The sequence below is a fragment of the Rhodophyticola sp. genome, assembly GCF_965284195.1.
In the GTDB taxonomy this organism is placed as follows: Bacteria; Pseudomonadota; Alphaproteobacteria; order Rhodobacterales; family Rhodobacteraceae; genus Rhodophyticola.
The window spans coordinates 738,682-764,085 of record NZ_CBDIRM010000001.1 but is presented as its reverse complement, the minus strand read 5'-3'; the positions used below and the strand labels follow the sequence as shown (position 1 = coordinate 764,085).

General features: G+C 66.0%; 28 protein-coding genes and 1 tRNA gene. 19 read left to right on the top strand and 10 right to left on the bottom strand.

From position 1 onward, the window contains the following. Positions 1 to 102: 102 nt before the first annotated feature. Positions 103 to 837: a GNAT family N-acetyltransferase gene (locus tag ACQ651_RS03890; protein WP_430448399.1), complete on the bottom strand. Its 735-nt coding sequence runs from the start codon at positions 835 to 837 to the stop codon at positions 103 to 105. 124 nt (positions 838 to 961) lie between these two features. On the opposite strand from ACQ651_RS03890, the gene msrB reads away from it, so the two are divergent. Next, a complete protein-coding gene (gene msrB, locus ACQ651_RS03885) occupies positions 962 to 1,357 on the top strand; it encodes a peptide-methionine (R)-S-oxide reductase MsrB (protein ID WP_430450303.1) in 396 nt (131 codons plus the stop codon). Here msrB and ACQ651_RS03880 read toward each other — a convergent pair. Then, positions 1,354 to 1,833: an outer membrane protein assembly factor BamE gene (locus tag ACQ651_RS03880; RefSeq protein ID WP_227285410.1), complete on the bottom strand. Its 480-nt coding sequence runs from the start codon at positions 1,831 to 1,833 to the stop codon at positions 1,354 to 1,356. The two genes, msrB and ACQ651_RS03880, sit on opposite strands and share 4 nt — an antisense overlap. A 121-nt stretch (positions 1,834 to 1,954) precedes the next feature. On the opposite strand from ACQ651_RS03880, the gene ACQ651_RS03875 reads away from it, so the two are divergent. From ACQ651_RS03875 to ACQ651_RS03840, 8 genes are all read left to right on the top strand, one after another. Continuing rightward, positions 1,955 to 2,551, top strand: a complete 597-nt coding sequence (locus tag ACQ651_RS03875) for a YceD family protein (RefSeq protein WP_430448398.1) — start codon at positions 1,955 to 1,957, stop codon at positions 2,549 to 2,551. Positions 2,552 to 2,790: 239 nt separating this feature from the next. Next, a complete protein-coding gene (rpmF, locus tag ACQ651_RS03870) occupies positions 2,791 to 2,997 on the top strand; it encodes a 50S ribosomal protein L32 (protein ID WP_121898152.1) in 207 nt (68 codons plus the stop codon). A gap of 18 nt (positions 2,998 to 3,015) precedes the next feature. Next, the gene (gene plsX / locus ACQ651_RS03865; RefSeq protein WP_430448397.1) at positions 3,016 to 4,143 is read left to right on the top strand and encodes a phosphate acyltransferase PlsX; all 1,128 of its coding nucleotides are present in this window, start codon (positions 3,016 to 3,018) and stop codon (positions 4,141 to 4,143) included. Next, the gene (locus ACQ651_RS03860; protein WP_430448395.1) at positions 4,140 to 5,114 is read left to right on the top strand and encodes a beta-ketoacyl-ACP synthase III; all 975 of its coding nucleotides are present in this window, start codon (positions 4,140 to 4,142) and stop codon (positions 5,112 to 5,114) included. Before plsX ends, ACQ651_RS03860 begins: the two co-directional genes overlap by 4 nt. A gap of 102 nt (positions 5,115 to 5,216) precedes the next feature. Next, the gene (gene ihfA, locus ACQ651_RS03855; RefSeq protein WP_121898310.1) at positions 5,217 to 5,519 is read left to right on the top strand and encodes an integration host factor subunit alpha; all 303 of its coding nucleotides are present in this window, start codon (positions 5,217 to 5,219) and stop codon (positions 5,517 to 5,519) included. Between the two features lie 10 nt (positions 5,520 to 5,529). After that, the gene (locus ACQ651_RS03850; protein ID WP_430448393.1) at positions 5,530 to 6,219 is read left to right on the top strand and encodes a MerR family transcriptional regulator; all 690 of its coding nucleotides are present in this window, start codon (positions 5,530 to 5,532) and stop codon (positions 6,217 to 6,219) included. 82 nt (positions 6,220 to 6,301) lie between these two features. Next, positions 6,302 to 6,378 (top strand) — tRNA-Pro (locus tag ACQ651_RS03845). A 67-nt stretch (positions 6,379 to 6,445) separates the two neighbouring features. Then, positions 6,446 to 7,519, top strand: a complete 1,074-nt coding sequence (locus ACQ651_RS03840) for a 2'-deoxycytidine 5'-triphosphate deaminase (protein ID WP_430450302.1) — start codon at positions 6,446 to 6,448, stop codon at positions 7,517 to 7,519. A gap of 18 nt (positions 7,520 to 7,537) precedes the next feature. On the opposite strand, the gene ACQ651_RS03835 is transcribed toward ACQ651_RS03840, so the two are convergent. Both ACQ651_RS03835 and ACQ651_RS03830 read right to left on the bottom strand, forming a co-directional pair. Continuing rightward, a complete protein-coding gene (locus ACQ651_RS03835) occupies positions 7,538 to 8,734 on the bottom strand; it encodes a class I SAM-dependent methyltransferase (RefSeq protein WP_430448391.1) in 1,197 nt (398 codons plus the stop codon). Continuing rightward, positions 8,734 to 9,594, bottom strand: coding sequence for a heme-dependent oxidative N-demethylase family protein (locus ACQ651_RS03830; protein ID WP_430448390.1), 861 nt, complete (start codon positions 9,592 to 9,594; stop codon positions 8,734 to 8,736). Before ACQ651_RS03830 ends, ACQ651_RS03835 begins: the two co-directional genes overlap by 1 nt. A gap of 19 nt (positions 9,595 to 9,613) precedes the next feature. On the opposite strand from ACQ651_RS03830, the gene dddP reads away from it, so the two are divergent. After that, positions 9,614 to 10,957 carry a dimethylsulfonioproprionate lyase DddP gene (gene dddP, locus ACQ651_RS03825; protein ID WP_430448388.1) on the top strand — a complete coding sequence of 448 codons (1,344 nt, stop codon included), beginning with the start codon at positions 9,614 to 9,616 and terminating at the stop codon, positions 10,955 to 10,957. A 264-nt stretch (positions 10,958 to 11,221) separates the two neighbouring features. Next, positions 11,222 to 12,454 carry a bifunctional alpha/beta hydrolase/OsmC family protein gene (locus ACQ651_RS03820; RefSeq protein WP_227285402.1) on the top strand — a complete coding sequence of 411 codons (1,233 nt, stop codon included), beginning with the start codon at positions 11,222 to 11,224 and terminating at the stop codon, positions 12,452 to 12,454. Here ACQ651_RS03820 and ACQ651_RS03815 read toward each other — a convergent pair. Beyond that, positions 12,405 to 12,887, bottom strand: coding sequence for an Lrp/AsnC family transcriptional regulator (locus ACQ651_RS03815; RefSeq protein WP_121898159.1), 483 nt, complete (start codon positions 12,885 to 12,887; stop codon positions 12,405 to 12,407). The genes ACQ651_RS03820 and ACQ651_RS03815 overlap by 50 nt on opposite strands. 140 nt (positions 12,888 to 13,027) lie before the next feature. Between ACQ651_RS03815 and cysG the strand changes: the two genes are divergently transcribed. From cysG to ACQ651_RS03785, 6 genes are all read left to right on the top strand, one after another. Next, positions 13,028 to 14,422, top strand: coding sequence for a siroheme synthase CysG (gene cysG, locus ACQ651_RS03810; protein ID WP_430448386.1), 1,395 nt, complete (start codon positions 13,028 to 13,030; stop codon positions 14,420 to 14,422). After that, the gene (locus tag ACQ651_RS03805; protein WP_227285400.1) at positions 14,422 to 14,730 is read left to right on the top strand and encodes a DUF2849 domain-containing protein; all 309 of its coding nucleotides are present in this window, start codon (positions 14,422 to 14,424) and stop codon (positions 14,728 to 14,730) included. The genes cysG and ACQ651_RS03805 overlap by 1 nt, the downstream gene beginning before the upstream one ends. Continuing rightward, on the top strand, positions 14,723 to 16,390 hold the full coding sequence (locus ACQ651_RS03800) for a nitrite/sulfite reductase (protein WP_430448384.1): 1,668 nt from the start codon (positions 14,723 to 14,725) through the stop codon (positions 16,388 to 16,390). The genes ACQ651_RS03805 and ACQ651_RS03800 overlap by 8 nt, the downstream gene beginning before the upstream one ends. Next, complete coding sequence (locus ACQ651_RS03795; protein WP_227285398.1) at positions 16,380 to 17,129, top strand: phosphoadenylyl-sulfate reductase; 750 nt, start codon at positions 16,380 to 16,382, stop codon at positions 17,127 to 17,129. The genes ACQ651_RS03800 and ACQ651_RS03795 overlap by 11 nt, the downstream gene beginning before the upstream one ends. A gap of 12 nt (positions 17,130 to 17,141) precedes the next feature. Next, positions 17,142 to 17,600: a DUF934 domain-containing protein gene (locus ACQ651_RS03790; protein ID WP_430448382.1), complete on the top strand. Its 459-nt coding sequence runs from the start codon at positions 17,142 to 17,144 to the stop codon at positions 17,598 to 17,600. A 66-nt stretch (positions 17,601 to 17,666) separates the two neighbouring features. Continuing rightward, positions 17,667 to 18,515: a ferredoxin--NADP reductase gene (locus ACQ651_RS03785; RefSeq protein WP_121898164.1), complete on the top strand. Its 849-nt coding sequence runs from the start codon at positions 17,667 to 17,669 to the stop codon at positions 18,513 to 18,515. A gap of 115 nt (positions 18,516 to 18,630) precedes the next feature. Here ACQ651_RS03785 and ACQ651_RS03780 read toward each other — a convergent pair whose 3' ends face one another. Beyond that, complete coding sequence (locus tag ACQ651_RS03780) at positions 18,631 to 19,266, bottom strand: hypothetical protein (protein WP_430448380.1); 636 nt, start codon at positions 19,264 to 19,266, stop codon at positions 18,631 to 18,633. Here ACQ651_RS03780 and infC point away from each other — a divergent pair. After that, a complete protein-coding gene (gene infC / locus ACQ651_RS03775; protein ID WP_430448379.1) occupies positions 19,178 to 19,993 on the top strand; it encodes a translation initiation factor IF-3 in 816 nt (271 codons plus the stop codon). The genes ACQ651_RS03780 and infC overlap by 89 nt on opposite strands. 303 nt (positions 19,994 to 20,296) lie before the next feature. Here infC and ACQ651_RS03770 read toward each other — a convergent pair whose 3' ends face one another. After that, the gene (locus tag ACQ651_RS03770; RefSeq protein WP_430448377.1) at positions 20,297 to 20,845 is read right to left on the bottom strand and encodes a sugar O-acetyltransferase; all 549 of its coding nucleotides are present in this window, start codon (positions 20,843 to 20,845) and stop codon (positions 20,297 to 20,299) included. Next, on the bottom strand, positions 20,845 to 21,762 hold the full coding sequence (locus ACQ651_RS03765; RefSeq protein ID WP_430448376.1) for a LysR substrate-binding domain-containing protein: 918 nt from the start codon (positions 21,760 to 21,762) through the stop codon (positions 20,845 to 20,847). The genes ACQ651_RS03770 and ACQ651_RS03765 overlap by 1 nt, the downstream gene beginning before the upstream one ends. Before the next feature lie 71 nt (positions 21,763 to 21,833). Here ACQ651_RS03765 and ACQ651_RS03760 point away from each other — a divergent pair, with 71 nt between their 5' ends. Further along, a complete protein-coding gene (locus ACQ651_RS03760) occupies positions 21,834 to 22,010 on the top strand; it encodes a hypothetical protein (protein ID WP_430448374.1) in 177 nt (58 codons plus the stop codon). A 60-nt stretch (positions 22,011 to 22,070) separates the two neighbouring features. On the opposite strand, the gene ACQ651_RS03755 is transcribed toward ACQ651_RS03760, so the two are convergent. Continuing rightward, positions 22,071 to 22,862, bottom strand: a complete 792-nt coding sequence (locus ACQ651_RS03755) for an FAD binding domain-containing protein (RefSeq protein ID WP_227285392.1) — start codon at positions 22,860 to 22,862, stop codon at positions 22,071 to 22,073. Positions 22,863 to 22,948: 86 nt separating this feature from the next. Next, positions 22,949 to 25,315, bottom strand: a complete 2,367-nt coding sequence (locus tag ACQ651_RS03750; protein WP_430448372.1) for a xanthine dehydrogenase family protein molybdopterin-binding subunit — start codon at positions 25,313 to 25,315, stop codon at positions 22,949 to 22,951. Positions 25,316 to 25,404: the final 89 nt, after the last annotated feature.

The window sequence follows — 25,404 nt, the reverse complement described above, 5'->3', positions numbered from 1 at the left end:
GGCGCACCCGGCCCCGCTAGCGTGAAAGGGCCTTGCCGCGCAGGGTGGAACCCGCCTCTCGCCCTGGCATTCCGCCGCGGGCCGTTGCGCCCTTGCGTCTCGCTAACCGGCGACGCCCCGCAGAAGACGGGCGCGGGCCGGCGGGATCGCCTTGATCTCCAGCCCGGTGAACACATGCAGCGTGTTCAGGTCCCGGTCCACCACCGCGTGGTCGCTGACCCATCCGCCCATGAGCAGATAGGTCCGTAGAAGCGGCGGCATCTTGGCCTGGGCCAGTTTCAGATCGGGTTTCCGGCGAAGCCGGCTGGCGAATCGGAAGACCGAGGGCGCCTTGACCCGCGGCAGCCAGCGTTTCGGAGCGATGTGGCGGTCCCGAAGCAGGGCAAAGGCGTCGTAATACTCCCGCGCTTCGGTTCCGTGGAAGGAGGAGCAGCCGAACAGCATCTCCACCCCCTCACGGTCGACATAGGCCGTCATCGCGCCCCAGGCCACGCGCAGGATATCGGGGTCGTGGCACTCGGGGTGAAGGCAGAACCGCCCCATCTCCACCATCGGGCCCGCGAAATCCTTCAGCGCGGAAAGCTCATAATACTGCGCGGAATAGGACCGCGAGATCTCTGCGCCGCCGGCCAGATGCAGCAGCCTGAAGCAGCAGACGAGCCGCCCGGTCCTGACCTCTTCCACCAGCACATGGGCGCAGGCCGCATCGTAGGCATCCGCATCGCGCCCCGCTCCATCGGCGCGAAACGCAAGGCACCGCAGCCGCTGTGCCGCGTCGATATCGGCGTCGTTCTCGGCAAACCGGGCGCGATATCGCCCTTTCAGAAGATTCAACATCGGCCCAAGCTCCTGCCTTTGCCGGGCAATTTGTCAGGATGCAGACGTGGCCTACATCTTGTGCACCCCCAATAGCTTGGGACTATGACAGCGAAACGACAAGAGGGCGCGCGTGGAAAAACTGATGAAACCGGATGCGGAGTGGCGCGCCGAGCTGAGCGATCTGGCCTATCGCGTGACCCGCAAACACGCGACAGAGCGCCCGTTCAGCAACGATGATTTTCCCAAGGATCCCGGGCAGTTCCACTGTGTCTGCTGCGATCTGCCCCTGTTCGGGCAGACCGCCAAATTCGACAGTGGAACAGGCTGGCCCAGCTTCACACAGCCGGTCGATCCGGCTGCCGTTGGGGAAAGCGTCGATCGCGGCTGGTTCCTGCGCCGCACGGAGGTGCATTGCGCCCGTTGCGACGCCCATCTGGGCCATGTCTTCGGCGACGGGCCGGCCCCGACGGGCCTGCGCTACTGTATCAATGGTATATCAATCCGGTTCCGGCCAACCGGGGCCGATGCCGGGCCCTAGTTGTCGCCGCCAAGCGCATCGGCCACGTTGATCCGCCCGAAGTTCTGCAAGATCTGCCGCAGCAGGGTGATTTCCTGAACGCTGGTTTCGGTGACCCGGCGCGACAGCGGCACGACCTGCCCGTCTTCCAGACCGAAGCGTTCGATATTCTGCACCACGCCGGCATCGTCGAAGGAAATCGCCACGATGTTGCGTTCGATGATCTCGGGCGCGCGGTAGGCGAAATTGCGGACACGGTAATCGGCGTAGAACCACGCCTCGTCGCGGATCACGCCCGAGGCGGCGGGCCGTCCGACGCTGGATTCCACGCTTTCGCGGGTGTCCACGCCGGGCAGAATCGCGGCCAGTTCCTCTTCGGGCGGGACATATCCGTGATTGTTGAACGTGGCCGAACAGGCCGCCGCCACCGATATCACCAGCAGTGCCAAACCAAGCCGCACCCGCTGCCTGATGGGGAAAGTTCGCCCGATCGCCATTGCCCAACCCTTCTGCCGCAGGCTCTTGCAAGGCCCGCCAATCCTTTCTATCGGCTTACCCGACCCGCGCGCACAGGGCAAGCTGCACGCGCGTATCCGTTGACATCAGGAGCCTTTCGCAATGACAGAGCCCGCCAGCGACCTGCCCCGCGCCGTCACCCGCCTTGGCGACATCCGCCGCGACAAGGCGCAGGCGTTCGAGTTGATCCCGACTGCCGGGGAGATGCGCGCGATCGCCCGGTCGCTGCAGATCGACGGGCTGCGCAAACTGCGCTTCACCGGCGCGCTGGACCGCGTTTCGGATGGCGAATTGCGGCTGAACGGCCATCTGGGCGCAACGGTCGTGCAACCCTGCATCATCACACTGGCTCCGGTGACGACCCGGATCGAGGCGGAGGTGACCCGCCGCTATCTGGCCGAGATGCCCGAGCCGGATCCGGAGCAGGAGGAGGTGGAGATGCCCGAGGACGAGACGATGGAACCTCTGCGCCCGCGTCTGGACCTGGCGGAGGTGATGATCGAGGCGCTGGCGCTGAACCTGCCGCTTTATCCGCGCGCCGAAGGGGCCGATCTGGGCGAGGCGGTGTTCACCGAACCGGGTGTCGCGCCCCTGCGCGACGAGGATACGCGCCCGTTTGCGGGCCTGTCGGGGCTGCGCGCGGCGCTGAAGGACGCCGATCCGGACGATGGGGGAGAGGATGGCGGCGGACAGGGCTGAGCCCTTTGCGGCGGGTTTGGCGCGGGGCCGGGATTAGGGCTTGCATGGCGGGGGAATCCGAGTATGTTCCCGGCCTCATTCGCCGCCAAGAAAAGACGCGCCTTACCACAAGGTTGCGCCCGGCCGGACGGGGTGTGCCGGTAGCCGCTTGGCTAAGGCGCGATGACAGGAATAGAGTTAGACGGAACCCAGGGGTAAAACCGGCCAGGCCGACCCCGCCCTAAATTTGAGGTTGAGACATGGCTGTCCCCCAGAACAAGATCACCAAATCGCGCCGCAACATGCGCCGGGCGCATGACGCATTGGTTGCAGACAATCCCAATGAATGCCCCAATTGCGGCGAGTTGAAACGCCCGCATCACATCTGCCCGTCCTGCGGGCATTATGCCGACCGCGAAGTGATCGCCCAGGCCGATGAGATCGACCTCGACGACGACGCGGCCTAAGCGCGGCCCGGGGGCGGCATGACCGATAAGGCAGCACTGACCGGGGCGCAGATTCCCGGCACAGTTCTGTCTATTGATGCCATGGGGGGCGATCTGGGCCCCTCCGCGGTTGTCTCCGGCATGGCCAAATCGGCCAGCAAGAATCCCAATATCCGGTTCATCGTCCATGGCGACGAGACGGAACTGACCCGCCTGATCGAGCGCAAGAAAGTGTTGGCGGGTCGCTGCGACATCCGCCATGCGGAAGCGGTCGTGACGATGGACGAAAAGCCCAGCCTGGTGATGCGCCACGGCAAGAACACCTCCATGTGGTCGGCGGTGGAATCGGTGCGGGCGGGCGAGGCCAAGGTCGCGGTGAGCTGCGGGAATACCGGCGCGCTGATGCTGATGTCGATGCTACGCCTTCGCAAGATCGAGGGTGTGAACCGGCCCGCCATCGCCTGTCTCTGGCCGTCGCGCAATCCGCAGGGCTTCAACGTGATGCTGGATGCGGGCGCCGATATCCGCGCCGATGCCGAAGACCTGCTGCAATACGCGCTGATGGGCGCCAGCTATGCCCGCAACGGGCTGGACCTGAAGCGCCCGCGGGTGGGCCTGCTGAATGTGGGCACCGAAGAGCACAAGGGCCGGGCCGAGCTGAAGATGGCCCATGACCTGATCGAACGGGTGGCGCCTGCGGCGAATTTCGAGTTCATCGGCAATGTGGAGGGCGGCGACCTGCCTTCGGACCGGGTGGATGTGGTGGTGACCGACGGGTTCACCGGCAACGTGGCGCTGAAAACCGGCGAAGGCACGGCGCGGATGATCCGCGAATTGCTGGGTGAGGCGTTTCGCTATTCGCCCCTGTCGCGGATCGCCGCGCTTCTGGCGCTGACCTCGATGCGCCGCCTGTCGAAACGGATCGACCCGCGCCGGGTGAATGGCGGCGTGTTTCTGGGCCTGAACGGAACGATCGTGAAATCCCACGGCTCCTCCGACCCGACGGGAATGGCGGCCGCGATCAAGCTTGCGGCGCGGCTTGCGGCCTCCGATTTCACCGAGCGTCTGGCCGCCCGGATCGGCGATGCCGAAGAGGCCGCGGCGGCCGCCATCCACGAGGCGGAAGAAAAACAAGAACAAGAAGAACAACAAGAGAGCAAGTCATGACCCTGCGCGCCGTTCCCGTCGGTATCGGCCATTATCTGCCCGCGCGGATCGTGCCGAATTCCGAGTTCGAGAAGACGATCGACACCACCGACGAGTGGATCAGGTCCCGCTCGGGCATCGAGCGGCGCCATTTCGCGGCGGAGGGCGAAACCACGTCCGACATGGCGATTGCCGCGGCCAGGGCCGCGCTGGCGGATGCGGGGCTTGACCCCGGCGATATCGACGCGCTGATCGTCGCCACATCGACCCCGGATCTGACATTCCCGTCGGCGGCGACGATGGTGCAGGCGGGCCTTGGCCTGAAGAGCGGTTTTGCCTTCGACGTGCAGGCGGTCTGCGCGGGATTTGTCTATGGGCTCTCCACGGCGAATGCGTTCATCACCTCGGGGCAGGTCAAGCGGGTCATGGTGATCGGTGCGGAGACCTTCAGCCGGATCATGGACTGGCAGGATCGCGGCACCTGCGTGCTGTTCGGCGACGGGGCCGGTGCGCTGATCCTTGAGGCGCAGGAGGGCAAGGGCACCCCGCAGGATCGGGGCATTCTGGCGACCGATCTGCATTCGGACGGGGATTTCCGCGATCTGCTCTATGTGGACGGAGGCGTCTCGTCCACGCAATCCACCGGTGTCTTGCGGATGCAGGGGCGCGAAGTGTTCCGCCATGCCGTTGAAAAGCTTGCCGAAACAGCCCATACCGCGCTCGGCAAGGCCGGGTTGGGGGCCGAAGACGTCGACTGGATCGTGCCTCATCAGGCCAATCTGCGGATCATCACCCGCACCGCGCAGAAGATGGGCGTGGGCATGGATCGGGTCGTGGTGACCGTGCAGGATCATGGCAATACCTCGGCCGCGTCGATCCCGCTTGCGCTGTCCGTCGGCGTGGCGCGCGGGCAGATCAAGCGGGGCGATCTGCTGGTCACCGAGGCGATCGGCGGCGGGCTGGCATGGGGCGCGGTTATCCTGCGCTGGTAGGCCCGAAGCGGGCGGCAAATCAGCGCCTATCCACAAGCCCTTGATATTGACTTGAGAAATACCATCGCTCATGCTGTTGCGAAATACATGGGGAATGATGGCATGGCTGGCAAAACTCTCACACGGATGGATCTCAGCGAAGCGGTGTTTCGCGAGGTGGGTCTGTCGCGCAACGAAAGCGCCCAACTGGTGGAGCGCGTGCTGGAGTTGATGTCGGACAATCTGGTGGAGGGCGGTCAGGTGAAAATCTCGTCCTTCGGCACATTTTCGGTCCGCAACAAGACCGCGCGTGTCGGCCGGAACCCGAAGACCGGCGAAGAGGTGCCCATTCTGCCCCGCCGGGTGCTGACCTTTCGCCCCAGCCATCTCATGAAAGACCGGGTGGCCGCGGGCAACCGCAGGTAAGGCCGCGCAGATGTCCAAATCTCCGCAAGCTTTTCGCACCATCCGCGAGGTGGCCGAATGGCTTGACGTGGCCGCCCATGTGCTGCGCTTCTGGGAAAGCAAGTTTCCACAGATAAAACCGGTCAAACGGGCCGGCGGACGGCGATATTACCGGCCCGCGGACATGGCTCTGGTCGGCGGGATCAAGGTTCTGCTGCATGAGCAGGGCCTGACCATCCGCGGGGTCAAGAAGATGATCCGCGAGGAAGGCGTGGCCCATATCGCGAGCCTGTCGCCGCCGTTCGAGGCCGCGGGCGTCGAAACGCTGAGCGGAACGCTGGTGACCGAGGAGGATCTGCAGGAGAATGCGGCGGACCCCGCTGGCAATACGGAGGCGGACGGGGCTGCGCCCGAGGCGGAGCAGGTGCCGGACACCCCCCCTGCCCCTGCGGAACTGCCGCTTGAGGAGACGACTCAATCTGAGGCTGAGGCTGAACCGTACCCCGAGCCGGAACCCGTGGCAGCGCAAAGCCCGGAGACGGCCGCCGGGGCCGATTCGCCCCGCGCCGCCCCCGCCGGGCAGGTCGATCATGTCGCCCATCTGCGCGATCTCGTGGCCCGCGGCGCCGATCTGCCGGCGGATCGCCGTCAGGCGCTGGCCCCGGCGCTGGCCCGGTTGCAGGCCCTGCGCGACAGGCTGGCCGGCAGCCCGCCGGGTTGAGACCGGCCCCCGCGCGCCCACCGATGACCCCCCCTGTTTCCAGCTTGCACGTTCTCGCAAAATCGCTAGAAGGGCGGGACGTCGGGCTATGGCGCAGCCTGGTAGCGCGTCCGTCTGGGGGACGGAAGGTCGCAGGTTCGAGTCCTGCTAGCCCGACCATTTCAAGAACCGCCCGGGCCCGTTTGGGCGGGGCGGTTTTTTGATGGCTGAAAAGGGGGCCGTGATGATGCAAGGCGTTCTGCCCGACCACGCAATCCGGGCGATGATCGACCGGCGGGAGATTGCCGCCGTCATTCCCCCGACCGCGGATCAGATCCAGCCGGCCAGTCTCGACCTGCGCCTTGGCACCACCGCATATCGCGTGCGCGCCTCCTTTCTGGCCGGCGACGGGACGACGGTGGCGGCGCGGCTGAACGAGTTCGAGATGCACCGGGTCGATCTGACCCAGGGCGCGGTTCTGGAAAAGGGCTGCGTCTATGTGGTGCCCCTGATGGAGGAGCTGTCGCTGCCCGAAGATGTGAGCGCGGTGGCCAATGCCAAAAGCTCCACCGGTCGGCTAGACCTTCTGACCCGCACGATCACCGATGGCGGCGTGGAGTTCGACCGGATCGGCCCGGGCTATCGCGGCCCGCTCTATGCGGAGATCTGTCCGCGCTCCTTCAGCGTGCTGGTCCGCCCCGGGATGCGGCTCAACCAGATCCGGTTCCGGCAGGGACAGGCCGTGATGAGCGATGACGACCTGCGCGCGCGCCACGCGGAAAGCCCGCTGGTCTCGGGCACGGCGGTGATCGACGAGGGGCTTGGCTTTTCCGTCGATCTGAAGCCGGATACCGGCGATCTGGTGGGCTACCGGGCCAAACCGCATACCGGCGTGATCGATCTGGACAACATCGCAGGCTATGACCCGGCCGATTTCTGGGAAGAAGTGCGCACGGACGAAGCCCGCATCATTCTGGACCCCGGCGCGTTCTACATTCTGGTGAGCCGGGAGGCGGTGACGATCCCGCCCGATTGCGCCGCCGAGATGTCCCCCTATCTGGCGATGGTGGGCGAGTTCCGCGTGCATTACGCGGGGTTCTTCGATCCCGGTTTCGGCCATGCGGAGGCGGGCGGCACGGGCGCGCGCGGCGTGCTTGAGGTGCGGTGCCACGAGGCGCCCTTCGTGCTGGAACACGGGCAGGTCGTCGGGCGTCTGGTCTATGAGAAGATGGCGGCCCTGCCGGAGCGGCTCTACGGCGCCGATCTGGCCTCCAACTATCAAGGTCAGGGGCTGAAACTCTCCAAGCATTTCAGGATGTAGCGGGCCCTGCGCGGCCGTTCAGCCGGTCAGAAGTGTGGAATAATACATCAGCCCATGCCGAGTCAGCTCATCGGAGACCGGGGCCCAGACGGCGTTGAAGGCGATGGGATCGAGCCCCGCCGCCGCCCCGATCTGGCTCAGGTTGGCCCGGCCCGTGACATGGCGCAGGCACCGGGCGGCCATGCCGGACACCGGCAGTTCCATCTTTTCGCCCGCCAATGTCACCGGCACCACGCCTTTGCGGGTGACCACCTCGGCCAGTTTGGGCCCGGACACGCCCTTGAGATGGGGCACCGCCCCGGGCCCCGGCCGCGCCACCCGCCCGGCCGCGTTATGGGCGGCATAGATCACATGGGTCTTGATCGTGCCGCGCAGCTTTTCGGCAAGCTCCATCCGCGCCAGATCGTCCATCCCCACCATGAGACGCGGATCGCCCACGATGGGCGCCGGATCGTAGAGATGGGCCTGCGGGCTGCCGACCAGGTCCAGCCCCGCCGCGCCGAGCGTTTCGACAAGCTGGCGGATCGTGTAGGGCCTGTCCTGCCCATGCAGGAGCAGGTCGTAAAAGCCCGCATCCCCCTCCAGATGGTCGCCCAGATGCGGGTTGCGCTTGAACGGATGGCCCTCGGGCAGGCGGGCGAAGATCGCCCGGGCCTGACGCAGCCTGTCGCGCGGGCTGCCCTGCAACAGCGCACCGAACGCCTCTTGCAGGGGATAGACCCCGGCACGGCCGTAGGGCGCATAGACCATCAGCCCGATCCCGCCGCCATCGGCCAGCGCCGCGCCAAGCGCATCGAAGCCAAGCTGCGGCTCGGGTAAATGATGCAGCACGCCGCAGCAATCGATATAGTCGAACGGCCCGTATTGCGCCGCATCGAGAAGCGATGCGGTGTGGAAGGCGATGCCGCGCAGACCCCGCGCCCTGGCCCGCGCCTCGGCCACGCGGCGCGCGGCGGCGGACAGGTCGAGATAGGTAATCTCGTAAGGCTTTCCGGCACTTGTGAGCGTTTGTGCAAGCTGGATCAGCGCGTCGCCCGTACCCCCGCCGGCCACCAGAACGCGAAAGCGGCGCGACCAGTCGCGCTGCCCTGCGAACAGGAAATGGTCGATCTCCAGCGGATGGCTGGGCGAGCCGGTGACCAGCCGCTTCTTCTCATCCTCCGGGTCGCGATGGGGATAGGGATAGGCGTCGTATTGGGCGGCGATATCATCCATCAGGTTCGCCCTTCATATTCGATCGGATGGGTCTTGAGCGTGGCCAGTTGGGACGCGGTCAGGGACGCGAAGGGCAACACCCATGTGTGGATGGAAAACACCACCGCCCCGGTGTCCGGCAAACGCAATATGCATTGCCGTTCCGAGCGCAGGTAGTCCGGACGCTCCGCCGGGGCGACGCGCGGCTGCATCTCGGTTCTGGGGTGATAGAGCGCCGGGTCCGCGTAGAGCAGCGCGTTCTGCCGCCAGAGCGGGCGATCGGGGTGGACCCTATCGAACAGGCGCTGCACCCTAGGGGCCATATCGGCGTCATAGACGGAAACCGGGGCGTGGATGCGGCTGAGCGGGTGGCCGATCTTCTCGGCCAGTGTCCAGCTTGCTGGAAAGCAGAGCGCCGCGGCGGTCAGCACATGCTCGGGCGCGCCGTCCGGTTTTTCCAGAATGCACAGATCCTCCTGCACCAGCCGGGCGGCGGTCAGAAGCGGCGGCCCGTCAAGCGGCACGGTCACCCCGTCGGGGCGGGTCACCTGCCCTGCCGCGCGCCGGTAGCCGGGGCCCAGATGGGCGAGGATCAGCGCCAGAAGCTCCGCCGCGGGTGCGTCTGACGGGCCCGGCGCCAGCACCTCCGCCCGGCGTTCGCTCAGCAACCGGTCCCGCGCGGCCATCTGCCCGGCGAAGGCGTCATCCACCACCAGCCAGTCGGTCATCCGCAGCGGCTGCACCCCCGGAAGGCGCCGGCTTGCTTCGGTCGTCCAGGGCGCAAAAGGCAGGGTCTTCTGAAAGATGTGTTCCAAATCCGACCTTTCCGGTGCCGCATTCCGGCGCGATGGGCCCGTCGCGGACCCGCAGGCTGGCCCCATGGTGGTGAGGACGCCCGAGATGAATGAAGCCTATCGCCCGCCCAAGCGCAAGATCGACCCCGGCAGGGGCACCGCCCTGCCCGACGGTACGCCAAACGACAATGACCGGGTGGAGATCGGGCCGACGATGCTGGCCTATCGCGAATGGGAGGCGGCGGGGCTGACGCTGCCGGATCTGGCCGCGATGCGGGCCTACAGGCTGCAACGGCTGGTGGAGAAGCTGGCGGAGCGGGACTATGGCGGGCTGCTGATGTTCGACCCGCTGAACATCCGCTACGCGACCGATTCGACCTCGATGCAGCTTTGGAACACCCATAACCCGTTTCGCGCCTGCCTCGTCACGGCGGATGGGTACATGGTGCTGTGGGACTACAAGAACTCGCCCTTTCTGGCCGATCACAACCCGCTGGTGCGCGAAACCCGCTCCGGCGCGTCGATGTTCTATTTCTCGGCCGGGGACCGGACAAGCGAGGCCGCCGAGGGGTTCGCGGCCCAGGTGGCGGAGGTGATGGCGGCCCATGCCGGGCGCAACAGGCGGCTGGCGGTGGACAAGATCATGCTGAAAGGCGCCCGGGCGCTGGAGCGGGCCGGGTTCGAGATTTTCGAAGGCGAGGAGGTGACCGAGAAGGCCCGCGTGCTCAAGGGCCCCGACGAGATCCTCGCCATGCGCTGCGCCGCCCATGCCTGCGAGGTTGCGGTGGCCGAGATGGAGGCCGCCTGCGCGCCGGGGCTGAGCGAGGATGAGATCTGGGCGGTGCTGCATGCCGAGAATATCAGGCGCGGCGGCGAATGGATCGAAACGCGGCTGCTGGCCTCGGGCCCGCGCACCAACCCGTGGTTCCAGGAATGCGGGCCGCGGGTGGTGCAGAACAACGAGATCGTGGCCTTCGACACCGACCTGATCGGCAGCTATGGCATCTGCGTCGATATCAGCCGCACATGGTGGGTGGGCGATGGCACCCCGCGCCCCGACATGATCGCGGCGATGCAGCATGCCCATGAGCATATCATGACCAACAAGGAGATGCTGAAACCCGGCGTGTCGTTCCGGGAGCTGACCTTCGGCGGCCATCAGCTGGACCGGGAGTATGTGGCGCGGCAGTACTCGTGCCGGTTCCACGGGGTGGGGCTGTGCGATGAATGGCCGCTCATCGCGTATCCGGAAACCCTGGTCGAAGGGGCCTTCGAGTATCATCTGGAGGCCGGGATGACGCTCTGCGTCGAGGCGCTGGTGGGCGAAGAGGGCGGAGATTTCTGCATCAAGCTGGAAGATCAGGTGCTGGTGACGGAAGACGGGTACGAGGATTTGACCCGGTATCCGTTTGACGAGCGCCTGATGGGGCTGAGCGGCGATTCGGCATAGCCGATTGCAGGCTGAGGCGTGCGATAGCGCCGCGGGCATCGCCCGCGGGCTGCGGACCCGCCCCGGAGACCGGGACCGGCGCCCGCATGCGGCAAACCGGGGCGCATTGCCCGAAGCCGCGCGGCGCGGGCGTTCGAAACGCCACGGAATTGTCACGCATCGCCTGTGTTCCATGCACAAGGCCGTGAGATCACCGACACCAAGCTTGCGGCAGACCGCCTGTGGACCACATGCTGAATGGTGCACAAAGGAGCCCGTGTCCCCATGCCAACAGAGCGCTTCACCTTCCCCGGTCACGGGGGTCATGACCTGTCTGCGCGGCTCGACCTGCCGGACGGGCCGCATCTGGCGACGGCGCTGATGGCGCATTGCTTCACCTGCGGGAAGGACATTCCGGCCGCGCGGCGCATCTCCGCCCGGCTGGCGGCGATGGGTTTTGCGGTGCTGCGCTTCGATTTCACCGGGCTGGGCCATTCCGGCGGCGAGTTCGAAAACACCTCCTTCACCTCGAATGTGGGCGATCTGCTGGCCGCCGCCGACGCGCTGCAAGCGCGCGGCATGGCGCCCGCGCTTCTGATCGGCCATTCGCTTGGAGGTGCTGCGGTGCTGCGCGCGGCAGGCCGGATCGACAGCGTGAAGGCCGTGGCCACCATCGGCGCGCCGTTCGATCCGGGCCATGTGACCCATAATTTCGGCGACGCGCTGGACAGGATCGCGGCCGAGGGCGTGGGCGAGGTGAACCTTGGCGGGCGACCGGTGAGGATCGGTCAGGGCTTTGTCGAGGATGTGAAGGCGGAGAATATTGCGCCCGCAATTTCAAGGCTCAACAAGGCGTTGTTGATCCTTCACGCACCCCGTGACGAGATCGTGGGGATCGAAAACGCCACGCAGATTTTCGTTGCCGCAAAACACCCCAAAAGCTTCGTCACGCTGGACGGCGCCGATCATCTGGTCAGCCGGGCCGAGGACGCGGAATACGCCGCCGATGTGATCGCCGCATGGGTCGGCCGCTATGTCGACCTGCGCCCGCCCGCCCCACCGCCCGGCGCGCCGGAGGGCATCACCCGCGTGAGCGAGGCGGGCCCGGACGGTTTCCTGCAGGACGTTCAGGCCGGCCCGTTCCACCACGCCTATGCCGACGAGCCGCTCAGCTATGGCGGGACCAACCGGGGCATGACGCCCTATCAGTTCCTTGCCGCGGGTCTGGGCGCCTGCACGTCGATGACCATTCGGATGTATGCGCGGCGCAAGAAATGGCCGCTGGACCATGTGGCCGTGGACGTGACCCACAACCGGATGCACGGGCAGGACGCCGCGGGCCCCGCGATGCCGCTGGATCATTTCACACGGGCCATCACGCTCAGCGGCGATCTGGATACCGACCAGCGCCTGCGCCTTCTGGAGATCGCGGATAAATGCCCTGTTCACAAGAGCCTGGAGCAAAGTGCTAAGATTTCGACGGAGCTTGTCCAAGTGGAAGAAGCGGCGTTGACTTGATCTCTTCCATGCTCAGAAGCGCGGTCACATTGTAGATCCGCACCTCGGAAATCAGCGCCTGATAGAACGCGTCATAGGCCCGGGCGTTGGGGACGCGCACCTTCAGGATATAGTCGATTTCACCGGCGAGGCGGTGCGCCTCCATCACCTCGGGCCGGGCGCGAAGCGCGGCAAGGAATGTCTGCTGCCACTCGGCCTCATGCTCCGACGTGCGGATCAGCACGAAGAAGCAGGCCTCCAGCCCAAGCGCCTCGGCATCTAGGATCACCGTCTGCCGGCCGATGATGCCGGCCTCCCGCAATTTGCGAATCCGGGTCCAGACCGGGGTCTTGGAGGAGCCGACCTCCCGCGCGATCTCGTCCAGAGACCGGCTCGCATCCTCCTGCAGCGCGCGTAGGATTTTCCGGTCCATCTCATCGACCTGAACAGTCATTCCAAGGGCCTTTCATCGGGCGAACAGGGTATCTGATCTCACTCAGGTCATAGAACATACGTCCCTTTTCGCAAGCTCGATCTGCCATTTATCGGGAAATTATTCTACCTTTGGCATGAAAATAGCGCCTGAGGTTCGCCATGCAGCATTTCCCGATCTTTCTGGCCGTCGCCGGTCGCCGCATCGTCGTCTCGGGCGGAGGCGAGGCGGCGCTGGCCAAGCTGCGGCTGCTGATGAAGACCGAGGCGCGCCTGTCGGTCTTCGCGCCCGATCCCGCGCCGGAGATCGACGCCTGGGCGGCGGATGGCCGACTAACCGTGATCCGGCGCCCGCTTGGCCCGGGCGATGCGCTCTGCGCGGCGCTTTTCTACGCCGCCAATGACGACGCGGCCGAGGATGCGCGCGTGACCGCGCTGGCCCAGGCCGATGGCGCCCTGACGAACTGGGTGGACAATCTGGAACGAAGCCAGTTCATCACGCCCGCCATCGTCGACCGGGATCCGGTGACGGTGGCGATCGGCACCGAGGGCGCAGCCCCTGTTCTGGCGCGCGCGATCAAATCCGATCTGGAGGCGCGCCTGCCGGTCAAGCTTGGCCTTCTGGCACGGGTCGGCAAGGGCTTTCGCAAAGCGGCGGAGGCGCTGCCCATGGGACGCGCCCGGCGCGATTTCTGGGCGGAGTACTACTTCAAGGCCGGGCCGGAAGCCGCTGATGCAAAAGATGAAGACGGTATTCTGGAGAACTTGGAGACCCTGCTTTCCGACCACCTGGCGCGCAAGGCCCAGCCGGGCCGCGTTGCGCTGGTGGGCGCAGGCCCCGGCGATCCGGAACTGTTGACGCTGAAGGCCCGCCGCGCCTTGGATGAGGCCGATGTGGTGATCTACGACCGGCTTGTCGCGCCGGAAATTCTGGAACTCGCGCGGCGCGAAGCGGTGCTGATCCATGCCGGCAAAGAGGGGTTCGGCCCGTCCATGTCGCAGCAGGAAATCTGCCGGTTGATCATCTGGCACGCGGCCAAGGGCGCCTATGTGGTCCGCCTGAAATCCGGCGATCCCGCGATCTATGGCCGTCTCGACGAGGAGATCGAGGCGCTTGAGGCCGCGGGCGTTCCATGGTCGGTGGTTCCCGGGATCACCGCCGCCTCGGCCGCGGCAGCCGGGATCGGCCAAAGCCTCACCAAGCGGGATCGCAACTCGGCGTTGCGGTTTCTGACCGGCCATGACGTGAAGGGCTTTGCCGAGCATGACTGGCGCGGTCTGACCCGGCGCGGAGAGGTGGCCGCGATCTACATGGCCAAGCGCGGCGCGCGGTTCCTGCAGGGGCGGCTGCTGATGCATGGCGCGGCCCCCGACACGCCGGTGAGCGTGGTCGAAAACGCCTCCCGCATCGGGGCGCGGGTGCTGTCGACCACGCTGGCGCGTCTGGCTGCCGATATCGATGCCGCCGCCATGGCGGGGCCCGCGATCCTGCTTTATGGCCTGAGCCCCCGCGCCGCCGAGGCCGCCCTTCCCCATCTGCAAAAGGACCATGCCTGATGCCCCGTGCCTTCACGCCCAAAGTCGTCACCGCCAACGCCCTTCTGGAAGGCGATGTGGTGTATCTGACCGAAGATGACCGCTGGACCCGGCAGCTGACCGAAGCGGAGCTGATCGAGGACGAGGCGCATGCGCAACTGCGCCTTCTGGATGCGGAGATGCGCCCCGGTCAGGTTGTCGGGCCCTATCTGGCCGACGCCATCGCCGGCCCCGACGGCCCCGCCCCGGTCCATTTCCGCGAGACGTTTCGCGCCACGGGGCCGTCCAACTACCCCCATGGCAAGCAGGCGGAGCCGGAAAATGTATAGATACACCGATTTCGACGCCGCCTTTCTGGCCGAACGCAACGCCCAGTTCCGGGCGCAGGTGGCGCGCCGCATCGACGGATCGCTGACCGAGGAGGAGTTCAAACCCCTTCGCCTGATGAACGGGCTCTACCTGCAACTGCATGCCTATATGCTACGCGTGGCGATCCCCTACGGCACGCTCAACAGTGCGCAGATGCGGCAGCTGGCGATGATCGCCGAGCGGTGGGACAAGGGCTATGGCCATTTCACCACGCGCCAGAACATCCAGTTCAACTGGCCGAAACTGGCCGATGTGCCCGACATGCTGGACGCGCTGGCCGAGGTGGGCATGCATGCGATCCAGACCAGCGGCAACACAATCCGGAACGTGACCGCCGACCATTTCGCGGGCGCCGCCGCCGACGAGATCGCCGACCCGCGCCCGGTGGCGGAGCTGATCCGGCAATGGTCCACCGACCATCCGGAGTTTCAGTTCCTGCCGCGCAAGTTCAAGGTGGCCGTCACCGGCGCGCCCAATGACCGGGCGGTGACGGCGGCCCATGATATCGGGCTGCGCATCGTCGCGCGGGACGGGCAGATCGGCTATCGGGTGCTGGTCGGCGGCGGCCTTGGCCGGACACCGATGATCGGCAAGGTGCTGGCCGATTTCGTGCCCGGCGAGGACCTGCTGCCCTATCTGGAAAGCGTGGTTGCGGTCTATAACCTGCTGGGCCGGCGCGACAACAAGTACAAGGCCCGGATCAAGATCACCGTGCATGAAACCGGGATCGACGAAATCCGCAACATGGTTGGGGATGAATTTGCCATGCGCAAGGCCGCATTCGCCGGAATCGACCAGCGTATGCTTTCAGAAATCGAAAATCACTTCGCGCCGCCCGTGTTCGAAACCGAGGATAATGATAAATTCGATATCACATATGCGACAAATCCGGCATTTCGCGCCTTTGTGGATACAAATGTGGATAAGCATCGGCAGGACGGCTATGCAATCGTCTCCATCTCGCTCAAGGCGCATGGGGCGACACCCGGCGACGCGACGGCGGAGCAGATGCGGGTGATGGCCGATCTGGCGGAGACCTATGCCCATGACGAGCTGAGGATCAGCCATGAGCAGAACGTCATCCTGCCCCATGTGCCGCGCCGGCATCTGCCCCGGATCTACGCGGCGCTGCGCAGGGCGGGGCTGGCCACGGCGAATATCGGGCTGATCTCGGACATCATCGCCTGCCCGGGCATGGATTACTGTGCGCTGGCCACGGCCCGGTCGATCCCGATCGCGCAGGAGATCGCGACCCGGTTCGAGGCGCTGAAACTGGAGCAGGATGTCGGCCCGCTGAAGATCAAGATCTCGGGCTGCATCAATGCCTGCGGGCATCACCATGTGGGCCATATCGGCATTCTGGGGCTCGACCGGGCGGGGGTGGAGAATTACCAGATCACCCTTGGCGGCGACGGAACCGAGGAGGCCACCATCGGCGAGCGCGCGGGCCCCGGCTTCGGCGCCGAGGAGATCGTTCCGGCCATCGAACGGCTGGTCCATGCCTATCTGGATCTTCGCGACGACCCGGAGGAGACGTTCCTGCAAACTTATCGGCGGCTTGGCATCGCGCCGTTCAAGGCGGCCCTTTACCCGGCGGAGGCCAAGGCCGATGCCGCGTGACGCGAGGCTGCCGCCGGTTGAAACGCGGGTGGCCCGGCTGAACGCCCGCTACCGGCATCATTCGGCGATTTCGGTGCTGGAGCACGGGCTGCGCGACACCGATACGGGGCGGATCGCGCTGGTCAGCGCATTCGGGGCGGAGTCGATCGTGCTGCTGCATATGGTGTCGGTGGTCGACCGGGCCACGCCGGTGCTTTTTATCGACACCGAAATGCTGTTTCCCGAGACGCTGGCGTATCAGCGGGAGGTTGCGGGGGTTCTGGGTCTGGAAGAGCTGCGGATCATCCGGGCGAGCCAGACGGCGCTGGCCGCCCATGATCCCGAGGGCGATCTGCATCAGCGCGACCCCGATGCGTGCTGCGGCCTGCGGAAAACGCAGCCGCTGGCCCATGCGCTGGCCCCGTTCGATGCATGGATCACCGGCCGGAAGCGGTTTCAGGGCGGGCACCGCGCGGAGCTGGAGTTTTTCGAGGCGGAGGGGGATTTCCGCATCAAGATCAATCCGCTGGCCCATTGGGCGCCAGAGGATGTGCAGGAGTACATGATCAACAACCGCCTGCCCCGGCACCCGCTTGTGGCCCGCGGCTATCCCTCGATCGGCTGCGCGCCCTGCACCGCGCCGGTTGCGGCGGGCGAAGACCCGAGGGCGGGCCGCTGGAAGGGCCGGGACAAGGACGAATGCGGCATTCATTTCGTCGATGGCCGGATCGTCCGCGGCCCTCTGAAACAGGCATCGTGAAAGGGCCCGGCAATGGAACTTGCGCAATTGGAACAGACAGCAGGCAACCCCGCGATGAAAGACCAGGTGCTGGTCCGCGACACCGGGTTCGCGGCGGAGGACTGGACCGGGGGCTTCGTGACCCTTGGCGACGGATGCGCGACCAATGCGACCGGGCTGGATCTGGGCCCGGCGGATGACGTGACCGATCTGGCCGCGGATCTGGACCGGCTGGAGATTATCCGCATCGCCTTTCCCAGCTTTGCCGACGGGCGCGGCTTCACGCTTGCCAGACGGCTGCGTGCGATGGGCTATGGCGGGCGGCTGCGGGCCTGCGGCCACGTGCTGGCCGATCAATATGCGATGGCGCGGCGGGCCGGGTTCGACGAGGTGGAGATCGGCCCCGATCTGGCGGCCCGCCAGCCCGAGGAGCAATGGCTGGCGCGCGCGAACTGGCGCGCATTCGATTATCAGGCCCGGCTGCGCGGCTAAGGCCCCTTCCCCTGATCCAGATCAATGCCTAAGACAAGGGACGGCTGCTAGAGCCGTTACATGAGCATGACCGAGCAAACCCCCGTGACCCAGACCGCCGCCAAACCGGCACCCACCCTGCCCGACGCCCAGACCGTGACCTTCGTGAAGCACTGGACGGATCGGCTGTTTTCCTTTCGCGTGACGCGGCCCGTTTCCCTGCGGTTCCGCTCGGGCGAGTTCGTGATGATCGGCCTGATGGGCGACCCGGATCCGAAGACGGGCAAGCAGAAACCGCTTCTGCGGGCCTATTCCATCGCCTCCCCCTCCTGGGACGAGGAGTTGGAGTTCTATTCGATCAAGGTGCCCGATGGCCCGCTGACAAGCCGGTTGCAGCATATCCGGCCCGGTGACGAGATCATCCTGCGGCCCAAACCCGTGGGAACGCTGGTGCATGACGCGCTGATCCCGGGCAAGCGGATCTGGTTTTTCGCGACCGGCACGGGCTTTGCGCCCTTTGCCAGCCTGCTGCGCGATCCGCAGACCTACGAGGATTACGAAGAGGTCATCATCACCCATACCTGCCGCGAGGCGGGCGAGCTGGCCTATGGTGCCGAGCTGATCGACAGCATCCGCAAGGACGAGGTTCTGGCCGAGCTGTTCGGCGAAGGCTTTGCCGACAAGATCCGCTATTATCCGACCACGACCCGCGAAGAGAGCCCGAAAATGGGGCGGATCACCGACCTTATGCGCTCGGGCGAGGTCTATGCGGATCTGGGCGTCGAACCGCTCTGCCCCGAAAACGACCGGGCGATGATCTGCGGCAACCTGGCCTTCAATCTGGAACTGAAGGCGATGCTGGAGGAATACGGGCTTGAGGAAGGCGCCAATTCCAAACCCGCCCAATATGTGGTGGAAAAGGCGTTTCTGGACTGATCCCGGCGCGTCCACGCCGCGCGCGAGCTGAAACGCCTTTCCGGCCGAGACATGAAAAAACCCCGCACCGGTCCGGTGCGGGGTTGCGTCGTCATGGGGCTGGCCCGGCTCCGGCCTAGAGGCCGAGCGCCTCGCGGATCTGCGTCACCACGCCTTCGACCAGCGCCGGGTTGTCGCGGGCCGCTTCGATGGCCGTGCGCAGGCCCAGCTTGGTGCCTTCGCCCAGATCGGAGTTTTCCACGGCCTGCAGCGCGGCATCGGCATCGAACCCGTCAACCGTCAGCGCGGCGTTGGCTTCGGCCGACACTTCGGCATCGGCGGTGGCATCGGCTGCGGCGCCTTCAACCGCGTCTGCGGCCTCGGTCGCGGCATCCTCAACCGCCTCTGCGGCGGCGTCGGCAGCGGCTTCGACCTCTGCCGCGGCTTCTGCGGCGGCCGCTTCTGCGGCGGCGGCGGCTTCGGCGGCGGCGGCGTCCGCAGCGGCGGCGGCTTCGGCGGCCTCAGCCTCGGCGGCGGCAGCGGCTTCCGCTTCTGCGGCGGCGGCAGCTTCTGCCGCGGCGGCGGCTTCCGCTTCTGCGGCAGCAGCGGCTTCTTCAGCGGCAGCTTCCGCCTCGGCCGCGGCGGCCTCGGCGTCTTCGGTCGTGCTTTCGACCGCGTCGGCCATGGGTGCCTCATCCCCGCCCTGGGTCAGGAAGTACCCGCCCACCCCAACAACGATCAGCACCGCAACAATGATCAGAATCCGATTCATCTTATCCCCCAAGGGTGTTCAACTTCATATGACTCGGCACATAATTGCCCCGCAGCGTCGGCACAATGGGAAAGCGGCGGCTCCGCTCCCCTCGGCAAGGGGCCGCCATCAATTCGCCTTGAAAGCCGACGGTGGTAAGGTTAGATTTGCGGCCCGAACCTCAGGCTACAGAAGGAAAAATCCAATAGCCCGCAGACCCCATAATGCGCCGCCCACGCGCGAGACAGGACCCCGCGTCAATGAACGCATCCGGTCACCCGAAATACGCCTTATCGGCGCCGAAGGCGAAAATGTCGGCGTCGTGACACCCGCCCGCGCCATGGAAATGGCTGAGCAGGCCGGCCTTGATCTGGTGGAAATCTCTCCGAATGCAGATCCGCCCGTCTGCAAGATCATGGATTTCGGCAAGTTCAAATACGAACAGCAAAAGCGCGAATCCGAGGCGCGGAAGAAACAGAAGATCATCGAGGTGAAGGAGGTGAAATTCCGCCCCAACACCGACACCCATGATTATGACGTGAAAATGCGCAACGTGACGCGGTTTCTGGAAAACGGCGACAAGGTGAAGGTGACCTTGCGCTTTCGCGGCCGCGAAATGGCTCACCAGAATCTGGGACGCGAGCTTCTGGAACGTGTGGCCACCGATATCGAGGGGCTCGGCAAGGTGGAAAACATGCCCAGGATGGAAGGCCGCCAGATGGTGATGATGATCGGCCCGGCCAAGTAAGTCATTGGTCCGAAACGAAACATGAGGCGCGCGCGGGTCGGACCCGCCGCGCCTTTTTGCTGCGCGCCGGATCCGTGCCGCGGGCGGACCCCATCATGCCGCAATCGTTCGACCGGGGGCGCGGCGTTGTTCAATCAAGACGGTTTGGTGCCGGTCAACCCGAAGCCTTGACCGAAGGGTAAGGCCGGCGGGGAGCGGCGGCCTTTACCCGGTGGCTGAGTCGGAAAAGGGTCAGAGCGCCATCGCGCCTTCACGCGGGACCGGGAGCCGCTGTTTTTCCCGAAGGCGGACTGATGCGGCGGATCAGCCGGGCCTTGCCCGCGCGGGCGTACCGGTCACCGTCTGCCCCGCGGCCACATCCCGGGTCACGACCGCGCCCGCCCCCACGATCGCGCCATCGCCGATGCGGACCCCGGGCAACAGGATCGCGCCGCCGCCGATCCAGACATTTGCCCCAAGCGTGACCGGCCGTGCGATCTCCAGCCCCGCCGCGCGGCGGGCGGGATCGTGATCGTGTTCCGCGCAATAGATATGTACGCCCGGGCCCAGCATCGTATGCGCCCCGATGCGCACCGGCGCGGTATCCAGGATCACGCAGCCCGCGTTCATGTAAACACGGTCGGCCAGCGAGATATTCACCCCGTAGGAACAGTGAAACGGCGCCTCCAGCATCACACCGGCCCCGACCGAGGCGAACAGATCGCGTAGCATCGGGGCCATCCCGCCGCGCGCATCGGGCGCCATGGTCACATGCTGATGCACGGCCCGCCGGGCGGCCCTGCGCATCTCCTCAAGCTCCTCATCAAGGCAGGAATACCACGCGCCGGTCGCCATCTTTTCGCGTTCGGACATCATCCCGCCTGCACCTCCCGCGCCCGCCATTGACGGACGGAAGCCTGCATTTCCGCCTTCAGCCAGCTTGTGAACTGCGCGATGGCCCGTGCCCGCAGGCCCGATTGCCGGGCGATGACCCAGTAATGGACGCCGGTCTGAAACCGCTGCGGAAAGGGGGTGACAAGCTGGCCCATCTCCAGCGCCGGACAGGCCAGCGTTTCCCAGGCCAGAAACACCCCCTGCCCCGCAATCGCCGCGTCGAGGCAAAGCGATGCATCGGCATAGGTCGGCCCTTCGCCCAGAATATCGGGGCTCAGGCCCTGGGCCCCAAGCCACACATCCCAGCCGAACAGCGCCTCGTTCTCGCGGATCACCGGGACATGGGCCAGATCGGCGGGCGCGGCCAGCCGCCCGGCCATCTGGGCTGTGCAGACCGGAAACACGCGCTGATCCAGAAGCTTCTCCGCCACCACGCCGGGCCAGCCGCCGCGGCCCACGCGGATGCACACATCCACATCCGTCTCGTCGGGATTGACCAGCGCCATGTCGGGCTCGATCCGCACGCGAATATCGGGGAACCGCGCATGAAAATCGCTGAGCCGCCAGACAAGCCAGCGGCTTGCGAAAATCGGCGCGACGGAGACGACCAGCCGATCTTCCGCGCCGCGCCCGGCAAGACGCACCGCCGTGGCCAGTTCGGCCATGCCCCGGCCCAGATGAACCAGAACCTCGTCCCCCGCCTTGGTCGGGCGCATTCCCGCCGAGGTGCGGTGGAACAAGGTGCGGCCAAGCGCTGCTTCGGTCTTCTTGACCTGCTGACTGACCGCGCCGATGGAAACGCCAAGCTCGTCGGCGGCGGGCTGCAACCCGTGCAGACGGCCCACGGCCTCCACCGCCCTAAGGCCCGACAGATGGACACGGTTCAGCTCTCTCATTCAGTTTTCCTAAAGTCCGATGCCGGAATACTCCATAACATACTGGCAGGCCCATCGCTATCTCTATAGCCATGACACAGATTTTCCGACATCCCCGACATCTGCTGCGTCTCTGGCGATGCCGCCGGACCGACGAGGCGGGGCGGCAATGGCGGCGCGATCCGCTCTCGCATCCGGATATCGCCCGGATGAGCAAACGCGAGCTGGCCGACCTGCCGTTCGACCCGACCCGTATCGCGCCCCACTGAAACAGGAAAAGCCCTGCCGCGATGGCAGGGCTTTGTTCCCGGTTTCGGTCCGGTCCCGGCTCAGGCGGCGGCGGACACCGCCCGCCGGGTCATGACGCCGACCAGATGCGCCCGATAGGCGCCCGAGCCGTGCAGATCCGAGATCATGTCATCGGCGGGCACCGACAGATCGGCAATCGCCTCGGCGGAGAAATCCGCCGACAGGGCCGCCTCCGCCTCGCTCCAGCGGAACACGCCATCCTCCGATGCGCCGGTCACCGCGACCCGCACGCCATCGCCATACTTCGCGACGAAGACACCGACGAGCGCGAAGCGCGAGGCGGGCTGGACGAATTTCTGGTAATTCGCGGCCTCGGGCACCGGAAAGCGCACCTCGGTGATGATTTCGCCTTCATGAAGGGCGGTGGTGAACATCCCCTCGAAGAAATCATCGGCCGCGATGTCGCGGGTGTTGGTCTTGATCGTGGCCCCGGTGCCAAGCGCAGCGGCGGGGTAACAGGCGGAGGGGTCGTTGTTGGCCAGCGAACCGCCGATCGTCCCGCGATTGCGCACCGCCGGGTCGCCGATGCGCCCGGCAAGGGCCGCCAGCGCCGGGAAATGCGCCGCCGCTTCGGCCTCCACCACCGCATGCGGCGTGGCGCCCCCGATGCAGACCCGGCCGTCATCGTCGAGGCAGACGCCCTGCATCTCGGGGATGCCGGTCAGGCTGACGAGGGTCGCCGGGGCGGCCAGCCGCTGTTTCATGGTCGGGATCAGGGTCTGCCCCCCACCCAGAGCCTGTGCCTCTTCGCCCTGAAGCGCCGTTGCGGCCTCATCGAGGCTGCCGGGGCGCGCTAAGTCGAAATTATACATCCTTGTCTCCTCCCGAGAGGGGTATGCGCCCTCTCCTTGTTCGAAATGGTCGGACGGGCCCGCCGGTGTGGCGGCCCCCGCCCGCCTCAGCCTTGCATCGCCTGCCAGACCCGCGAGGGGCTGAGCGGCATGTCGATATGGGTCACATGGGTGTGCCCCGCCCGTTGCAGCGCATCCACCACCGCGTTGACGACCGATGGCGGCGAGCCGATCGCGCCCGCCTCCCCGCAGCCTTTCACGCCCAAGGGGTTGTGGGTGCAGGGCGTCACGCAGGAATGATCCACCCGGTAGAACGGCACGTCGTCGGCGCGCGGCATGGTGTAATCCATGTAGGAGGCATTCACCAACTGCCCGTTCTCATCATACACAGCCTGTTCCAGCAGCGCCTGACCGATGCCCTGCGCCACGCCGCCATGCACCTGCCCGTCGACGATCATCGGGTTGACGATATTGCCGAAATCATCCGCCGCGGCGAAGGACAGGATCTGCACCTTCCCGGTCTCGGGGTCCACCTCCACCTCGCAGGCATAGGCGCCGGACGGGTAGGTGAAGTTGCTGGGGTCGTAGAACGCGGTTTCCTCAAGCCCCGGTTCGATCTCCTCGATCGGGTAGTTATGGGGCACATAGGCGGCGAGGGTCACATCGCCCCAGGCCACGGATTTATCCGTGCCCGCCACGCTGAACTGGCCGTCCTTCAGCTCGATATCCGCTTCGGAGGCTTCCATCAGATGGGCCGCGATCTTCTTGGCCTTGTTGATGATCTTCTCGGTCGCGCGCACCATGGCCGAGCCGCCCACCGCGAGGCTGCGTGACCCGTAGGTGCCCATGCCCATCGGCGTGTTGGCGGTGTCGCCATGGACGATCTCGACCATGTTCTCGTCGATGCCGATCATATCGGCCACCACCTGCGCGAAGGAGGTCTCGTGCCCCTGCCCGTGGCTGTGGCTGCCGGTCATCACGACCAGACCGCCGGTGGCATTGACCCGCACCGTGGCGCTTTCGTAAAGCCCCGCGCGTGCGCCCAGTTGCCCGACAAGGGCCGAGGGCGCGATGCCGCAGGCCTCGATATAGCAGTTCACGCCCAGCCCGCGCAGCTTGCCGTTCCTGGCGCTTTCGGCGCGCCGCGCCTCGAACCCGTCGCGGTCGATCATTTCGAGGAGCTTGTCCATCGTCGCGTTGTAATCGCCGGTGTCATACTCCACCGCCACCGGCGTGGCATAGGGGAACTCGGTGATGAAGTTCTGCCGGCGCAGTTCCACCGGGTCCACGCCCAGTTCGCGCGCCGCCTTGTCGATCACACGCTCAAGCTGGAACGTGGCCTCGGGGCGGCCCGCGCCGCGATAGGCATCGACCGGCACGGTGTTGGTGAAGACCGCCTTCACATTCACGTAGATATTGGGCGTCTTGTAATTGCCCGCCATCAGGATGCCATGCAGATAGGTGGGCACCGAGGGCGCGAAGGTGGACAGGTAGGCCCCCATATTCGCGTAGGTTTCAGTGCGGATGGCGGTGAAATTGTTCTCCGCGTCCAGCGCCAGTTCGATCTTGGTCACGTGATCGCGGCCATGGGCGTCGGAGATGAAGGCCTCCGACCGGGTGGAGGTCCATTTCACCGGACGTCTGAGCTGTTTCGCGGCGAAGGTGCAGAAGGCTTCTTCCGCGTAATGGAAGATCTTGGAGCCGAAACCGCCGCCCACATCCGGGGCCACGACCCTGAGCTTGTGTTCCGGAATGCCCAGCACGAAGGCCCCCATCAGAAGCCGGATCACATGGGGGTTCTGCGAGGTGGTGTAGAGCGTGCTTTCGTCGGAATGCTTGGCGTAATCGCCCACAGCCACCCGCGGCTCCATCGGATTGGCCACCAGCCGCTGGTTGACCAGTTCCAGCGTCGTCACATGGGCCGCCGCCTCGAAGGCCGCATCGGTCGCCGCCTTGTTATCCTCGATCCAGCCCCAGTCGTAGCACAGGTTGCCGTCCAGTTCGTCATGGACCTTGGGCGCATCGTCGGCGAGCGCGGCTTTCATATCCACGACCGCCGGCAGCTCATCCAGATCCATCTCGATCGCCTCGGCGGCGTTGCGGGCCTGGGCATAGGTCTCGGCCACGACCGCGGCGATCGGGTCGCCCACATGGCGGGCCTTGCCGCTGGCCAGAACCGGGTGGGCCGGTTCCTGCATCGGGTTGCCGTGCTTGTCGGTCACCTGCCAGCCGCAGGGAATGCCGCCGACCGCCTCGAAATCCGCGCCGGTGAAGACGCGCAGCACGCCGGGCATGTTCTCGGCGGTGGATGTGTCGATCCGGTTGATCTTCGCATGCGCCATGTCGGAGCGCAGGAAATACACATAGGCCTGCCCCGCCAGATTGATGTCGTCCGTGTAGCGTCCTTCCCCGGTCAGAAACCGCAGATCTTCGCGCCGCTTGGAACTTGCGCCTATGCCACTGTCTTTCGGCATGGTTGTCCTCCCTTATCTCTGTGTCCTTCCGGCACCGCCACCATAGGGGGCCTCTGAAGGATCATCCCAAGGGCCACCGGCCCTGTCTT

Coding starts and splice junctions, on each gene's coding strand:
- ACQ651_RS03890 (WP_430448399.1), bottom strand. CDS start 837: ATGTTGAATCTTCTGAAAGGGCGATATCGCGCCCGGTTTGCCGAGAAC.
- msrB (WP_430450303.1), top strand. CDS start 962: ATGAAACCGGATGCGGAGTGGCGCGCCGAGCTGAGCGATCTGGCCTAT.
- ACQ651_RS03880 (WP_227285410.1), bottom strand. CDS start 1,833: ATGGCGATCGGGCGAACTTTCCCCATCAGGCAGCGGGTGCGGCTTGGT.
- ACQ651_RS03875 (WP_430448398.1), top strand. CDS start 1,955: ATGACAGAGCCCGCCAGCGACCTGCCCCGCGCCGTCACCCGCCTTGGC.
- rpmF (WP_121898152.1), top strand. CDS start 2,791: ATGGCTGTCCCCCAGAACAAGATCACCAAATCGCGCCGCAACATGCGC.
- plsX (WP_430448397.1), top strand. CDS start 3,016: ATGACCGATAAGGCAGCACTGACCGGGGCGCAGATTCCCGGCACAGTT.
- ACQ651_RS03860 (WP_430448395.1), top strand. CDS start 4,140: ATGACCCTGCGCGCCGTTCCCGTCGGTATCGGCCATTATCTGCCCGCG.
- ihfA (WP_121898310.1), top strand. CDS start 5,217: ATGGCTGGCAAAACTCTCACACGGATGGATCTCAGCGAAGCGGTGTTT.
- ACQ651_RS03850 (WP_430448393.1), top strand. CDS start 5,530: ATGTCCAAATCTCCGCAAGCTTTTCGCACCATCCGCGAGGTGGCCGAA.
- ACQ651_RS03840 (WP_430450302.1), top strand. CDS start 6,446: ATGCAAGGCGTTCTGCCCGACCACGCAATCCGGGCGATGATCGACCGG.
- ACQ651_RS03835 (WP_430448391.1), bottom strand. CDS start 8,734: ATGGATGATATCGCCGCCCAATACGACGCCTATCCCTATCCCCATCGC.
- ACQ651_RS03830 (WP_430448390.1), bottom strand. CDS start 9,594: ATGGGGCCAGCCTGCGGGTCCGCGACGGGCCCATCGCGCCGGAATGCG.
- dddP (WP_430448388.1), top strand. CDS start 9,614: ATGAATGAAGCCTATCGCCCGCCCAAGCGCAAGATCGACCCCGGCAGG.
- ACQ651_RS03820 (WP_227285402.1), top strand. CDS start 11,222: ATGCCAACAGAGCGCTTCACCTTCCCCGGTCACGGGGGTCATGACCTG.
- ACQ651_RS03815 (WP_121898159.1), bottom strand. CDS start 12,887: ATGACTGTTCAGGTCGATGAGATGGACCGGAAAATCCTACGCGCGCTG.
- cysG (WP_430448386.1), top strand. CDS start 13,028: ATGCAGCATTTCCCGATCTTTCTGGCCGTCGCCGGTCGCCGCATCGTC.
- ACQ651_RS03805 (WP_227285400.1), top strand. CDS start 14,422: ATGCCCCGTGCCTTCACGCCCAAAGTCGTCACCGCCAACGCCCTTCTG.
- ACQ651_RS03800 (WP_430448384.1), top strand. CDS start 14,723: ATGTATAGATACACCGATTTCGACGCCGCCTTTCTGGCCGAACGCAAC.
- ACQ651_RS03795 (WP_227285398.1), top strand. CDS start 16,380: ATGCCGCGTGACGCGAGGCTGCCGCCGGTTGAAACGCGGGTGGCCCGG.
- ACQ651_RS03790 (WP_430448382.1), top strand. CDS start 17,142: ATGGAACTTGCGCAATTGGAACAGACAGCAGGCAACCCCGCGATGAAA.
- ACQ651_RS03785 (WP_121898164.1), top strand. CDS start 17,667: ATGACCGAGCAAACCCCCGTGACCCAGACCGCCGCCAAACCGGCACCC.
- infC (WP_430448379.1), top strand. CDS start 19,178: ATGGGTGCCTCATCCCCGCCCTGGGTCAGGAAGTACCCGCCCACCCCA.
- ACQ651_RS03780 (WP_430448380.1), bottom strand. CDS start 19,266: ATGAATCGGATTCTGATCATTGTTGCGGTGCTGATCGTTGTTGGGGTG.
- ACQ651_RS03770 (WP_430448377.1), bottom strand. CDS start 20,845: ATGTCCGAACGCGAAAAGATGGCGACCGGCGCGTGGTATTCCTGCCTT.
- ACQ651_RS03765 (WP_430448376.1), bottom strand. CDS start 21,762: ATGAGAGAGCTGAACCGTGTCCATCTGTCGGGCCTTAGGGCGGTGGAG.
- ACQ651_RS03760 (WP_430448374.1), top strand. CDS start 21,834: ATGACACAGATTTTCCGACATCCCCGACATCTGCTGCGTCTCTGGCGA.
- ACQ651_RS03755 (WP_227285392.1), bottom strand. CDS start 22,862: ATGTATAATTTCGACTTAGCGCGCCCCGGCAGCCTCGATGAGGCCGCA.
- ACQ651_RS03750 (WP_430448372.1), bottom strand. CDS start 25,315: ATGCCGAAAGACAGTGGCATAGGCGCAAGTTCCAAGCGGCGCGAAGAT.